Origin of the sequence: Vagococcus salmoninarum (assembly GCF_003987495.1) — a bacterium.
Classification (GTDB): domain Bacteria; phylum Bacillota; class Bacilli; order Lactobacillales; family Vagococcaceae; genus Vagococcus_D; species Vagococcus_D salmoninarum.
Genome location: NZ_NGJU01000002.1, coordinates 47,516 through 61,300, shown reverse-complemented (window position 1 = coordinate 61,300; position 13,785 = coordinate 47,516). Strand labels below are relative to the sequence as shown.

General features: G+C 38.6%; 16 protein-coding genes. 11 read left to right on the top strand and 5 right to left on the bottom strand.

Translation table 11 applies throughout. The annotated features are described in order from the left end of the window. Positions 1-45: 45 nt before the first annotated feature. Positions 46-312: a TetR/AcrR family transcriptional regulator gene (locus tag CBF35_RS01960; RefSeq protein WP_126778200.1), complete on the bottom strand. Its 267-nt coding sequence runs from the start codon at positions 310-312 to the stop codon at positions 46-48. 159 nt (positions 313-471) lie between these two features. On the opposite strand from CBF35_RS01960, the gene CBF35_RS01955 reads away from it, so the two are divergent. The 7 genes from CBF35_RS01955 to CBF35_RS01925 all read left to right on the top strand — a co-directional run bounded on the left by CBF35_RS01955 (position 472) and on the right by CBF35_RS01925 (position 6,398). After that, positions 472-1,011: a dihydrofolate reductase family protein gene (locus tag CBF35_RS01955; RefSeq protein ID WP_126778199.1), complete on the top strand. Its 540-nt coding sequence runs from the start codon at positions 472-474 to the stop codon at positions 1,009-1,011. Between the two features lie 14 nt (positions 1,012-1,025). Beyond that, complete coding sequence (locus tag CBF35_RS01950) at positions 1,026-1,568, top strand: GNAT family N-acetyltransferase (protein ID WP_244922551.1); 543 nt, start codon at positions 1,026-1,028, stop codon at positions 1,566-1,568. Positions 1,569-1,823: 255 nt separating this feature from the next. Further along, positions 1,824-2,723, top strand: coding sequence for a tyrosine recombinase XerC (gene xerC, locus CBF35_RS01945; RefSeq protein WP_126778198.1), 900 nt, complete (start codon positions 1,824-1,826; stop codon positions 2,721-2,723). Between the two features lie 15 nt (positions 2,724-2,738). Beyond that, positions 2,739-3,287 (top strand): ATP-dependent protease subunit HslV, encoded by a 549-nt coding sequence (gene hslV / locus CBF35_RS01940; RefSeq protein WP_126778197.1) that lies wholly within the window; start codon positions 2,739-2,741, stop codon positions 3,285-3,287. A gap of 11 nt (positions 3,288-3,298) precedes the next feature. Beyond that, entirely contained in the window at positions 3,299-4,696 is a 1,398-nt protein-coding gene (hslU, locus tag CBF35_RS01935) for an ATP-dependent protease ATPase subunit HslU (RefSeq protein ID WP_126778196.1), read from the top strand. Between the two features lie 19 nt (positions 4,697-4,715). Continuing rightward, a complete protein-coding gene (gene codY, locus CBF35_RS01930) occupies positions 4,716-5,507 on the top strand; it encodes a GTP-sensing pleiotropic transcriptional regulator CodY (RefSeq protein ID WP_126778195.1) in 792 nt (263 codons plus the stop codon). Between the two features lie 15 nt (positions 5,508-5,522). Then, positions 5,523-6,398: an aldose 1-epimerase family protein gene (locus CBF35_RS01925; RefSeq protein ID WP_126778194.1), complete on the top strand. Its 876-nt coding sequence runs from the start codon at positions 5,523-5,525 to the stop codon at positions 6,396-6,398. 107 nt (positions 6,399-6,505) lie between these two features. Here the strand turns inward: CBF35_RS01925 and ald are convergent, their stop codons facing one another. The 3 genes from ald to CBF35_RS01910 all read right to left on the bottom strand — a co-directional run bounded on the left by ald (position 6,506) and on the right by CBF35_RS01910 (position 9,047). Next, positions 6,506-7,618, bottom strand: a complete 1,113-nt coding sequence (gene ald, locus CBF35_RS01920) for an alanine dehydrogenase (protein ID WP_126778193.1) — start codon at positions 7,616-7,618, stop codon at positions 6,506-6,508. 136 nt (positions 7,619-7,754) lie between these two features. Further along, complete coding sequence (gene plsY, locus CBF35_RS01915; protein WP_126778192.1) at positions 7,755-8,378, bottom strand: glycerol-3-phosphate 1-O-acyltransferase PlsY; 624 nt, start codon at positions 8,376-8,378, stop codon at positions 7,755-7,757. Positions 8,379-8,480: 102 nt separating this feature from the next. Further along, positions 8,481-9,047, bottom strand: a complete 567-nt coding sequence (locus tag CBF35_RS01910; protein WP_228025931.1) for an LOG family protein — start codon at positions 9,045-9,047, stop codon at positions 8,481-8,483. A gap of 197 nt (positions 9,048-9,244) precedes the next feature. Here CBF35_RS01910 and CBF35_RS01905 point away from each other — a divergent pair, with 197 nt between their 5' ends. From CBF35_RS01905 to CBF35_RS01895, 3 genes are all read left to right on the top strand, one after another. Continuing rightward, a complete protein-coding gene (locus CBF35_RS01905; RefSeq protein ID WP_126778191.1) occupies positions 9,245-9,688 on the top strand; it encodes a CoA-binding protein in 444 nt (147 codons plus the stop codon). Positions 9,689-9,691: 3 nt separating this feature from the next. Next, entirely contained in the window at positions 9,692-10,135 is a 444-nt protein-coding gene (locus CBF35_RS01900) for a hypothetical protein (protein ID WP_126778190.1), read from the top strand. A gap of 131 nt (positions 10,136-10,266) precedes the next feature. Next, the gene (locus CBF35_RS01895) at positions 10,267-10,455 is read left to right on the top strand and encodes a hypothetical protein (protein WP_126778189.1); all 189 of its coding nucleotides are present in this window, start codon (positions 10,267-10,269) and stop codon (positions 10,453-10,455) included. Positions 10,456-10,504: 49 nt separating this feature from the next. On the opposite strand, the gene CBF35_RS01890 is transcribed toward CBF35_RS01895, so the two are convergent. Beyond that, positions 10,505-11,392, bottom strand: a complete 888-nt coding sequence (locus CBF35_RS01890) for a Rossmann-fold NAD(P)-binding domain-containing protein (protein ID WP_126778188.1) — start codon at positions 11,390-11,392, stop codon at positions 10,505-10,507. A 332-nt stretch (positions 11,393-11,724) separates the two neighbouring features. On the opposite strand from CBF35_RS01890, the gene parE reads away from it, so the two are divergent. Further along, positions 11,725-13,779 (top strand): DNA topoisomerase IV subunit B, encoded by a 2,055-nt coding sequence (gene parE, locus CBF35_RS01885; RefSeq protein ID WP_126778187.1) that lies wholly within the window; start codon positions 11,725-11,727, stop codon positions 13,777-13,779. Positions 13,780-13,785 lie beyond the last annotated feature (6 nt).

Genomic DNA, 13,785 nt, shown 5'->3' with positions numbered 1-13,785 from the left:
AGCATCTTGTTTTTGTGTTTCCAGTAACCCCTCTGCTTGGGAACCTTAAAAAAAACTAGCCGCTGTCACAAAAGGTGCCTGTAACTTAGCTTCGCTAGCCAGTTCCCAGTAAGGAGTATAGAGAATTTGTAAGCCGTAGTCTAGTAAAGCATATTTGTCACTAAAATGTTGATAAAAAGTCGAGCGGTGAACTAAGGCTTTTTCGCAAATCTGATTGATTGTAATTGCTGAAAAAGGGAGTTTCTCATCAGTCATTAACTCAAAAAAGCCTCGCCATAAATTTCGTTGTGAACGGGTGATTCTGACATCCATAATTAATTCCTTTCAAAGTCAATTAACCGACAAAAAGGGAAATCTGTCGGCTAACTAACTAATTGTCTTTAAATGAACCTATTATCTACTTAGGATTCATTATATAATAGAATTGTACCTTATTTAACTAATAAGGCGCTAGTGAAAGGGGTTCTTACTATGAGTAGAAAAGTTATTTTATACATTGCAACAAGTCTTGACGGTTTTATTGCAGATGAAGCAGGTGGGATTGAATGGTTAAGTACAGCAACTGACTATGAGGAAAGTGATAACAGTTACGAAGAATTTTATCGTCAAGTTGACACAGTTTTAATGGGACGAACAACTTACGATCAAGTCGTAAATGAATTAGCCGTTGATAATTATCCATATGCAGACAGTGATTCTTATATTTTAACTTCTCGTGGAACAGCTAACAAAGAAAAAGTCGTTTTTACAGATGAAGCAGTGGAAAGCTTAGTTCAAAAGCTAAAAATGGAAGCAGGGCAAGACATTTGGATTGTTGGGGGGAGTAGTTTAGTTACCCCATTAGTTGCGAATAACATGATTGATGAATATCATTTAGCAACGTTACCAATTATTCTGGGCAAAGGCATTCCTTTATTTGCTGAACAAAGTCACTCCTTAAAACTAAAGCTGAAAGAAGTTAGCAGTCTGAATGGGATTGTTTCGGCGATTTACACTAAAATAACTAATTAAAAGGAGTATTATACTTGGAAATTAACGATCAAGATGTCACTTTAAGGAAGATTGAAATCAGTGATTTAACTAACTTATGGCAAATCGCTTATCAAGAAGCTGAGCCAGAGTGGATGAAATGGAACGGGCCCTATTTTAATGACCCTAAATACACTTACGAAGTCTTTATGGCTGACGTCGGCCCTAGTTGGGTAAATAGTGCTAAGATGCACTTAGTCCTCTTAAAGGACCAACCAATCGGGATTGCCACCTGGCATTGGGAAGATGGTAGCTTGCAACAGTGGTTGGAGTATGGCTTAGTTTTATTTGTTGAAAGTAGTTGGGGCAGTGGGCTTGGTACGAAAGTTAGTCGCCTTTGGATTGACCATCTTTTTGCAACTTTGCCTCATATTCAACGGGTTGGTTTTACAACGTGGTCTGGTAATCGGGGAATGATGAGGATTGGGGATAAATTAGGTATGACTCAAGAAACCTGCTTACGAAAAGTCCGTTACTATCAAGAGACATATTACGACTCAATCAAGTATGGTATCTTACGGGAAGAATGGTTAAGTTAATCGTTAAGAGTTCTCAAAAAGAAGTGTGGCTAAAGTCACACTTCTTTTTTTGCGTAAGTCCTAGTTAGTCCGAAAAAGGGCTTGTTTTGTTTAGGCGGGATAGTGCTGTAACGACTGTTAAATCTACCTTTTGTAAAAATTATGACTAAAGTGTGTCTAAATTTGAAAAAATTGGTTAAATTCTGACAATTTAATTGTAATCGATTTTTTGATGTGATACATTTACGATGGGAAAGAAAAATGGGGTGCGTTAACATGGGGAAAAAAGATTGGTATAGTGATTTTATCGACTATCTAGTTGTAGAAAAACAATATTCACAAAAGACGAAGGAAGCTTATCATGATGACCTTCGGGATTATTTTCTTTTTTTAGCAGAAACTGGCAATGAAGATTACTTAGAAATTAATCATCAAGACATTAGAATTTATTTAGCTCATCTTTATGATCATAATTACAGCCGTAATTCAATCAGTCGTAAAATTTCAAGCTTACGCTCTTTTTATCAATTTTTATTAAAAAATCAAGCTGTGAGTGAGAATCCTTTTTCCTACGTGCAAATGCGGAAAAAACAATTACGCTTGCCACGTTTTTTTTATGAAAAAGAACTAGATGTGTTATTTAAGGCGGCTGTGGGGGAAACAGCACTAGATCACCGGAATTTAGCCTTACTGGAAGTTCTCTACGGTACAGGGATTCGGGTAAGTGAGTGTGCAGGTTTGACCCTGAAGGACATTGACTTTGAAACAGGCGTCTTGCTCATTCATGGGAAGGGGAATAAAGAACGTTTTGTGCCTTTTGGCTCATTTGCAGAAGACACGTTGCGAGTTTATTTTAGCTCTGGTCGAACGCCTTTAATGAAAAAATACCGGAAAGAGCATGACTATCTTTTTATCAATCATCGGGGAGACCAGATCACGCCAACAGGTATTCAATATATTTTAAAACAAATTATAAAAAAGAGTAGCTTAACTTCAGATATCCATCCCCATATGCTGAGACATTCCTTTGCTACTCACTTATTAAATAATGGGGCAGATATGCGCACGGTTCAAGAACTACTAGGACATGTTAGCTTATCTTCAACCCAAATCTACGCTCATGTCACCAAAGAAAGTTTACAGAAAAGTTATCGAAACTTTCACCCACGAGCTTAAAACAGGAGGAAAAAAATGGGATACACAACATTTCATTCAACAACAATTTGTGCAGTGGAAAAAGATGGCAAATTTGCCATGGCTGGAGACGGCCAAGTAACAATGGGCGAGTCCGTTATTATGAAAGGGACAGCCAAAAAAGTCCGACGAATTTATAACGATCAAGTAATTGTTGGTTTTGCCGGTAGTGTGGCAGACGCCTTTAACTTAGAAGGGAAGTTCGAAGCTAAGTTACAAGAATTCAAAGGAAACTTAATGCGAGCAGCAGTTGAGTTAGCGATGGAATGGCGCTCTGATAAAATGATGCAAAAACTAGAAGCAATGTTAATTGTCATGAATGACAAAGAAATGTTAGTCGTTTCTGGTACTGGGGAAGTCATTGCCCCAGATGATGGGATTTTAGCGATTGGTTCTGGAGGCAATTATGCGTTAGCTGCTGCCAGAGCGATGAAAAGACATGGTAAAACGGAATTAAGTGCCGGCGACATTGCCAGAGAAGCTTTAATGGTTGCTGGTGATATTTGTGTCTATACTAACCACAATATTATTGTGGAAGAATTATAGGAGGCTGACGAATGAATCAATACAATAAGACACCTAGAGAAATCGTTACAGAATTAGATCAATATATTATTGGGCAACACCAAGCGAAAAAAGCGGTAGCAGTTGCTTTAAGAAATCGCTATCGCCGGATGCAACTTGATGAAGAGATGCAACAAGAAGTCACACCTAAAAACATGTTAATGATTGGGCCGACAGGAGTTGGTAAAACGGAAATCGCCCGGCGTTTAGCTAAAATTATTCAAGCGCCTTTTATTAAAGTCGAGGCGACAAAATTTACTGAAGTTGGTTATGTCGGTCGAGATGTGGAATCAATGATTCGTGACTTAGTCGAGTCTAGTTTACGAATTGTCGAAAAAGAGCAATATAGCCGAGTTTATATGCAGGCGAAAAAACAGGCGGATCAACGTTTAGTTAAACTACTCGTACCAGGTATCAAAAAAGAAAAGAAAAAATCATTAAATCAAATGGACGCCATGATGCAAATGGTGAATGCCATGCAAAACCCTCAAGAAGAAAAAGAAGAAGTGACTGATACGATTAAAACTAACCGTCGCACCATTGCTGAAGAACTGGCCAATGGCAATTTAGAGCAACGTGAAGTGACGATTGAAATGGATGAACCTAAAAAAGCTGTCCCAGCTATGAACAATGGTTTGGAACAAATGGGCATTGATTTAGGTGACACTTTAGGCGCCCTTTCCCCTAAAAAACGGATTAAACGGACAGTAACTGTCGAAGAAGCCCGGGAAATATTAATTCGCGAAGAGTCAGAAAAACTTGTCAATAAAGGTGATTTATACAGTGAAGCCATCAAATTAGCCGAAAACAACGGGATTATCTTTATTGATGAATTTGATAAAATTACGTCTAAATCCCAACAGTCAGGTGAAGTTTCTCGTGAAGGGGTCCAACGAGATATTTTACCAATCGTTGAAGGTTCCCAAGTGACGACGAAGTACGGTGTAATGAATACCGATCACGTCTTGTTTATTGCCTCTGGTGCTTTCCATTTAAGTAAACCTAGTGATTTAATTCCTGAATTACAAGGACGCTTTCCAATTAGAGTGGAACTAGATGATTTAACGGCAGCAGATTTTGTTAGAATTTTAACAGAACCGAACAATGCCATTATTAAACAGTACATTGCCTTACTTGGGACTGAAAATATTGAAGTGACTTTCACAATCGAGGCGATTGAAAAAATCGCGACGATCGCTCATAGCGTCAACAGTGAAACGGACAATATCGGTGCTCGTCGCTTACATACAATTTTAGAAAAATTATTAGAAGATTTACTCTTCGAATCAGCGGAAATGCAAATGGGTGAAATCATGATTACTGAAAGCTACGTTGAGGAAAAACTTGGTCATATTGTTAAAGATCAAGATTTAAGTCGCTACATTTTATAAAACTTAGGAGGGGCTATAAATGAAAAGTTTGTTGGAAAAGACGAGAGATATTAATCAATTATTACAACAGAAAAACACCTTTACCGATCGTGTTTCCTTTCCTTACAATGAGATGGCTAAAGTCTTAGGTAATACCTTAGATTCCAATGCGTACATTATTGATAAAGATGGGACCGTCTTAGGTTATTATGTTTTACACGACATTAATAATGCCCGTGTACAAAAGATGTTAGAAGTCTTACAATTCCCTACAGAGTATACGACGGATGTCCTACGTTTTAGTTATACCGAAGCTAATATTGAAATTACGAATGAACTAACTGCTTTTCCGGTTGAATTGAAAGAGATGTTTCCTAACGCCTTGTCAACCATCGTGCCGATTTTTGGTGCAGGGGAACGTTTAGGAACGATTATTTTAGGCCGATTACAAGAGCAATTTAATGAAGATGACTTAGTTTTAGCTGAATATGGTGGCTCAGTTGTTGGCATGCAAATGCTATATCAATTATCCCGCAGCATTGAAGAAAATATCCGCAGTTCAACAACTGTTCAGATGGCGATTCGGACACTTTCTTATAGTGAATTAAAGGCGGTTAAAGCGATTTTTGCAGAATTAGAAGGAGATGAAGGGCGTTTAACTGCCTCTAATATTGCTGATAAAATTGGGATAACCCGCTCTGTCATTGTCAATGCTTTACGAAAACTAGAATCAGCTGGTATTATTGAATCACGGTCTTTAGGTATGAAGGGGACTTTTATAAAAATTATAAACGGTCAATTTAAAGCAGAACTAGAAAAAGAGTCCGTTTAAAAGGAGATTATTGCAATGGTATTAATGATTGAAAATGAGTGTTTAAAAGTTTCCTTTAGTGAATTAGGAGGAGAATTAACGAGTATTCAGAATCAAGAAGACAACATTGAATACTTATGGCAAGGAAATCCGGAATTTTGGGGACGTCAAGCCCCAGTCTTGTTTCCAAATGTTGGCCGTTTAAAAGACGATTCTTATCGTTATGAAGGGGTGACTTACTACCTAGGACAACATGGTTTTGCTCGGGATCAACGGTTTGCTGTTAAAGAGCACACCGCAACTAGGATTGCCTTTAGCTTATTGAGTAATGAAGAGAGCCGAAAGGTTTATCCTTTTGAGTTTGAATTGATTTTAAGTTACGAATTAGTTGGCAATCAACTGATTTGTAGTTACCACGTTGAAAATACTGGAAAAGGACCGATGTACTTTTCAATTGGCGGACATCCAGCCTTTAACGTGCCACTAGGAAATCAAGGAAACTTTGAAGACTATTTCTTACGTTTTGCACCTAAAAAATCCCGCTTAGTCTTGCCTTTAAAAGGGCCATACATTGATTTAGCAAACAAAACGTTAGGGCAAACGAATACGGACATCGCCTTAACACGAGCCTTATTTAAAAACGATGCGATTGTTTATGAAACAGTGGGAACGAATAGCTACAGCATTAAGTCGGATAAAACACCACACAGTGTGACTGTTTCCTACGATAACATGCCTTATGTAGGTATTTGGAGCCCTTATCCCTTAGAATCACCGTTTGTGTGTATTGAACCTTGGTGTGGCGTAGCTGACACTGTAGAGGCTACTGGGGAGTTAACAGAAAAATTAGGCATTAATCATTTAGCCAGTCAAGAAATTTTCAAAACCCAGTACACGATTGAGATTAATTAACGATAAAAATATTATGTAAACAAAAAGTAGCTAAGACTTAAAAGTCAGCTACTTTTTATTTTGCAATAAAAAAAGGAAAGTGACTAAGCATCACTTTCCTTTTTGGCTTAAATTAAGTTTAATAAGTCGGTGTATTCACTGTCTTGCGAGTGAGCGACTGCCCGATTAGTTAATTGTTTTTGATAAGTGTTAACCCCTTTTTGTAAAGGTAGGCTATCATTCAGGGCTTTCACTAGTCCTTTGTTAGCAATCGTGATTGCGTAAGGAATAGTTGCATTTGTTAAGGCCATCGTTGCTGTTTTAGCAACAGCCCCAGGCATATTAGCAACAGCGTAGTGTAAGACACCGTGTTTAACATAGACTGGATCTGCGTGAGTGGTGATTTTATCAATGGTTTCAAAAATACCACCTTGATCAATTGCGACGTCGATAATCACCGAACCAGGGTCCATTGTTTTAATCATCTCTTCAGTGACTAATTTCGGCGGACGAGCCCCAGGAATTAAGACTGTACCGATAACGACGTCAGCTTCAGCAACGGCGGCTGCAATATTAGCCGGGTTGGAAATTAAGGTTTGGATACTATTTCCAAAAATAGTTTCAAGTTGGGCTAAACGTTGTTGGTTAATGTCTAAGATTGTGACATTAGCACCAAAACCAGTTGCGATTTTAGCCGCATTAGCTCCAACATTCCCACCACCAATAATGACGACGTGGCCACGCATAACTCCAGGAATTCCTGATAATAAAATCCCTTTACCACCATTGGTTTTCTCTAGAAATTGCGCACCAATTTGGACAGACATGCGCCCAGCGATTTCGCTCATTGGAACAAGTAAGGGCAATGTTCGGTCAGCCAGTTGAATGGTTTCATAAGCGATGGCTGTGACGCCTTTATTAACTAATTCTTCAGTTAGTTCTTTAGCCGGAGCTAGATGGAGGTATGTGTATAAGATTAAATCTTCTCTTAGATGGTCAAACTCTTCTTCTAAAGGTTCTTTGACCTTGATAACCATATCAGCTGCCCAAACATCAGCGGCTTTTTGGTGAATGGTTGCACCAGCTTCTTCATACTCGTTATCAGAAAATCCAGAACCTGTTCCAGCATCTCTTTCTACGCGAACTGCGTGTCCATTAGCAACAAATCGAGCGACACCGTCGGGCGTAATACCAACGCGATTTTCATTGTTCTTAACTTCTTTTGGAATTCCTATTAACATTTTACAACCTACTTTCAATATTTAAATAACTACATGACTATTATAACATGTAATTGATTAAAATATTCTCATAATGTCGGATTGTACAAAAAAAGTAGAAGAAAGGGCGGTTTCTTCTACAGTGTTTAAGGGGAACTTATTTTTTATTTAAACCAAAAGGCACACGGCTTTCCGTGCCGTTTTTGATCCGAGTAATGTTGTCTTTATGTCTAATAAAAATAAAAACAGTTAAGCCACAAGCAATTAAAGTTAAGAGCCAGTCAAATCCTGGCAAAATTTGCGGGAAGACTAAAGGCAGTAAGAAAGTCGACAAAGTAATGAGTAAAGCACTAATCATACTAGTCAAACTAACCATACTAGTTATTAATAAGGTTACAACAAAAATACTTGCAGAATAAATAAAGAAGAGGGGGTTGTAAGCTAATAACATGCCAGCACTAGTTGCCACGGCTTTGCCACCTTTAAAGTTAGCAAAGATGGGGAAGGTATGTCCAATGACTGCTGCTAAACCGAACCACATCGGGTTGATTGAAACATTAAAGAATAGTGGTAACATCGTTGCTAAAGTTCCTTTGAGAATATCCATCAGTAAAACAGTGACCCCAGCGGTTTTTCCAAGGACTCGGAAAGTATTCGTTGTCCCGGAATTGCCACTGCCATGTTCTCGGGGATCTTTTTTGAAAAATAGTTTTCCTACCCAAACACCTGAAGGGATTGAGCCTAATAAATATGCGATTAAAAATACTAGTGCAATTTTCATCAATAATTAACTCCTCATAATAAGACTAGGCATCATTTTACCATGAAATAATAATTGGAACAATCATCTGAGTTTATTTCGTCTATTATTTCTGAAATAGCTTTAATAAGTTTTGACACCAGGACTTTCGTAGTTGTTAAAATGATTATTAATTGTCTCAAGGGAGTCGCTAATAATAATGTCTTGACGGTGTTTGTGGGCTGTAAAGCCTTCGTCTTCCATGACGTTTAAGAAATCAACTAAATGGTTGTAGTAACCAGCCACATTGTAAAAGGCAAAGGGTTTTTGATGGGCACCAATTTGGGACCAAGTAATGACTTCAAAAATTTCTTCCATGGTGCCGCAACCACCAGGCATTGCGATAAAGGCATCGGCGCGCTCAATCATCGTTTTTTTGCGGACGTGCATGTCCGGCACAGTAATAAATTCATTAATTTTAGGGTTGGCAATTTCTCGCTTAGTTAGTATCTCAGGCATGACCCCAATCACGTGTCCTTGATTTTCCATGACCGTTTCCGCTAGTGTTCCCATTAAGCCGAGACTTGCACCACCGTAAACTAGGCCGTAATTATTTTCAGTTAACCACTTACCTAAAGTCATGGCAGCTTTTGTATAATCAGGTCGTTTACCGGTGTTTGAACCACAGTAAACAGCAACATTTTTAATCATTTAGACATTCTCCTTGCACTATATATAGTTTTTTATTTAGTTATCAATACTATATATAGTATCACAGTTGCGAGCTAATTTTCAATAAAATTTAGCAATTCAATTTAGTTTTAAAGGGCTAATTCTTTAACAATTAATAGAAATAGGCTAAAATAGAAAGCAGTTAGACAGTAGTTAATTTTAGAGGAGGAAATCAGATGACCTTTACAAATCCAAGCCAAGAAAGAATTTTTGATATTTTAAGAACAGCCAAACGAATTGCCGTAGTGGGTTTAAGTAATAAACCAGATCGCACAAGCTATCGAGTAGCCGCTAATTTACAAGACTATGGTTACGAAATTATCCCAGTTAATCCCGTCCTAGCAGGACAAGAGATTTTAGGTGAAACTGTTTATGCCCAATTAGCGGATATACCAGGGGAAATTGATATCGTCGATGTTTTCCGCCGCAGTGAATTTTTAGCTGAAGTGGCGGAAGAATTTGTCAAAACTGAGGCTAAAGTCTTTTGGGCTCAGTTAGGTTTAGAAAGCCAAGCAGCAGCCGATATTTTAACAGCGGCGCAACGAGAAAATACGATTATGAATCGTTGCATTGATATCGAGTTACGCTTACTTCACGAAGGAACGCAGAAAGAGGGCTAGCTAGTGGTGAAATGGTTTAAAAAACGACAAAAAAACAAGCAAGAGCCAAGGGATTGGCAAGGCGAAATGACTGATTTCATCCAAGCCACGGCGATTGACTTAAGGCCAGGAGAACATCAAGTTGAAAAAGTGGCCTTTGCCTTAAGTTATTTAAACGAATACATTAAGGCCCAGAATTTAAATGACAAAAAAAGCCAAGACTTAGATCTCAGCTTTATTCATGAATTTACTAGTTTATGTGTGACTGACAGTCAGGCACTACTAAAAGAAATTACGAGTAGTACAAGTAGTTCGAAGCCTGTCACCTTCGAAGCTCTTATCTTAGGGGCAGAGACATTCGGGAAATATCAAGTTTCCCGTGAGGAAAGTCTTTTGAAAAAGCAAGGAGAGGCGTTTCAAAGACTCTTGGATAGTCAGTTAGATGATGTGACGGACCTTGTAATTTAATCGGGTATTTAGTTAACAAAAAATATTTTATATGTTAGAATGAATGAGAAGCTAAGTATGCTAGTATTATAAATAGCAGACCTTACTTAAAAGGTAATCTCGCGTTATATTATACAGATGGAGGCAGAAAAATGAGCAATATTATGCAAATAATCGGTCTAGTTGCAGGCTTACTAGCACTTCTTGTTAGTTTAATCGCTTTTCTTAAGGCAAACGGACTTAGTAGTCGCATCGAAGAGTTAGAAGATCAACTTGAGGAACTGACTCACAATTCAAGTAGTAGTAGTTCACGTAAAAAGAAAAAACGGAGTCGTGATTAATTAAGGCCAAAAAACCATTGAAATGTCTCAATGGTTTTTTCATTTGTCTTTATTTAGTTACATTTTGCTGTTCTTGGACTGTTAGCCGTTTCATTAAATCAGGTAACCAAGAAGCTAAAGAAGTGACTGGATAACCTACCTCACTTAAACGACTTAAGTCTAAAACAGAATCGTAATGAGAAAAAGGGGAAATATCTTCAGAACCAATCCTAAGGAGGGGTTCTTTGCCAGTCGTGTTTGCTAAAGTGGCTAAGAACCTTTCTGTTGTAAAAGGTGCGTCAGAAGCAATGTTTAAAGGACCAAAGACGTTATTAGCAATGACAAAAGTAATCGCTTGGGGAATCTCTGAGGCGCGAATGAAACCAAAAAGCCCTTCAGACCGTCGGAAAGTAATGCTTTCTCCTTGTAAGACTTTGCGGATGTAATAATGTAACCGTTCAGTATAGTCGTCATCGTCTAAAACGACTGGAAAGCGTAAGTAGGTGACTGGAAAAGTAGCCCTGTGAGTAAAATAAGTTTCGACTTGGCGTTTGCCTTCACCATAGCTGACTTCAGGACTAGGTGTGTAACGATAGCTACTAGGAGCAAAGTCAGCTTCCTTAAAGCCAGTACTCGTAGACTCACCTTCATAGACAGCTAAGCTAGAAGTCACTAAGTAATGTTTGACTTCTTTTAAATAAGTTAAGGCGATGTTAGCATCATTTTCAGTAAAGCAAATATTATCGAAAACGACGTCCCATTGTTGGGCGCCTAGGATTGGCCAACTAGGATGTTCCCCATCGTGACGGTCGATTACGACCCGTGTCACATGATTCTCAAAAGGATCAGTCCTTTGGCCTCGAGTTGCGACAGTCACATCATGACCGGCAGTAATAAACTCTTGAACGACTTTTTGACCAAAATAGCGGGTGCCACCTAAGACTAAGATTTTTTTCATTTAATTGCTCCATTCTCGCTAAACTTGCGATTATTCTTTTCTATCATAACAAATTGTCAGTAAAAGCCCAAGTTGAAAGGTTAGTAGCCAGTTGCGTCTTGATTTATTCTATGATACGCTAACTTAACTTCTATTAAGAGCAGAAGGCTGACATGAGACTCTGACAATGAGGTGTACTTAAAGGGAAAAGCCTTTAGCAAGAACTATAAGAAGTACAAAATAGCTTTTCAATTTTCGATTTATAGAGTATTATTAAAAATGGTGTAGGTAATCGTGGCGGAAGAGCACGTTGCCTTAGTTACCTGATTAGTTTGAGACAAGGGAGTTATATAATGCCAAAGAAAATAAACAATGAATATAACGATGCTTCCATTCAAGTGTTAGAAGGCTTAGAAGCTGTACGAAAACGACCAGGGATGTATATTGGGTCAACGGACTCACGAGGATTGCATCACCTAGTATATGAAATTGTCGACAACGCTGTCGATGAGGCTTTATCAGGTTACGGAAGCGAAATTGATGTCGTTATTTATAAAGACAACAGTATTAGTATTCAAGATTACGGTCGGGGAATGCCTACTGGGATGCATGCGTCTGGTGTGCCAACAGTCCAAGTGATTTTTACGGTTCTCCATGCTGGTGGTAAATTTGGACAAGGGGGTTATAAAACCTCAGGTGGCTTACATGGTGTAGGTGCCAGTGTTGTTAATGCGTTGTCGAAATGGTTAAATGTAAAAATTGTCAGAGATGGCATTGAATACGAACAAAAATTTATCAATGGCGGTAAGCCTGATGGCAACTTAAAAAAAATCGGCAAGACAAAACAAAAGAATGGTACATTCATTCATTTCTTGCCAGATGATACGATCTTTTCAACGATTAAGTTTTCTTACGATACTTTAGCAGAACGGTTAAGAGAGTCAGCCTTCCTATTAAAAGGGGTTAAAATCTCGATTCGCGATGAACGACCGGAAGAAGCAGTCACTGAAACGTATCATTATGAAGAAGGCATTAAAGAGTTCATTAGCTATTTAAATGAAGACAAAGATGATCTCACACCGGTCGTTTATTTCGCTGGTGAAAAAGAAGGCATTGAAGTCGAGTACTCTTACCAATACAATGACGGCTATTCTGAAAATATCTTATCATTCGTTAATAACGTCCGGACAAAAGATGGGGGAACCCATGAAGTCGGGATGAAAACAGCTATGACGAAAACTTATAATGAGTATGCCCGGAAAGCGAGTTTACTTAAAGAGAAAGACAAGAACTTAGAAGGTAGTGACTTCCGTGAAGGCTTAACGGCGATTATCTCCGTTCGGATTCCGGAAAACTTACTTCAATTTGAAGGTCAGACGAAAGGCAAGCTAGGGACACCTTTAGCTCGTTCAATCGTCGAGAATGTCATTAGTGAACAAATGGGCTTCTTCTTACAAGAAAATAGTGAGATGAGTCATATGTTAATTCGGAAAGCCATTAAAGCTCGGGAAGCTCGAGATGCTGCCCGGAAAGCCCGGGAAGAAAGTCGCAGTGGTAAAAAACGTCGTAAAGGGGAGTCGTTGTTATCTGGGAAGTTAACACCTGCTCAATCACGTAACCCTAAGCGTAACGAACTTTACTTAGTGGAGGGAGACTCGGCCGGCGGTTCAGCCAAACAAGGCCGTGATCGAAAATTCCAAGCGATTTTACCTTTACGAGGAAAAGTCATTAATACGGAAAAAGCTAAGATTGCTGATATTTTAAAAAATGAAGAGATTAACACGATGATCTACACGATCGGCGCAGGCTTTGATCCTGATTTTTCATTAGAAGATTGTAACTACGATAAAGTTATTATCATGACCGATGCGGATACCGATGGTGCCCATATTCAAACGTTACTGTTAACTTTCTTTTACCGCTTTATGAAACCTTTAATCGAGGCTGGTAAAGTATATATTGCCTTACCGCCTTTGTATAAGATTAGTAAAGGAACGGGTAAAAAAGCCTTAATGGAATATGCTTGGACCAATGAAGAAATGGAAGAAATTGCGGCAAAAATGGGCAAAGGTTACATCTTACAACGTTACAAAGGGTTAGGTGAGATGAATGCCGACCAATTGTGGGAAACTACGATGGACCCAGAAACTCGGACACTGATTCGAGTGACGTTAGACGAAGAAGATGGGGAAGCGGGAAGTAATGAACGGATTGTTTCAACTTTAATGGGGGACAAGGTCGATCGTCGCCGCCGTTGGATTGAAAACAATGTGGAATTTACTTTAGAAGAAGCTGATAGTATTTTAGAAAATAAAGAAGAAGACCTTCGCAAAGATCATTATCAAACAGAAGGCTTTAATGAAACAGATAACGAGACAGAAATTAGTCTATTCGAGTTAGAAGAGTAAGGAAGT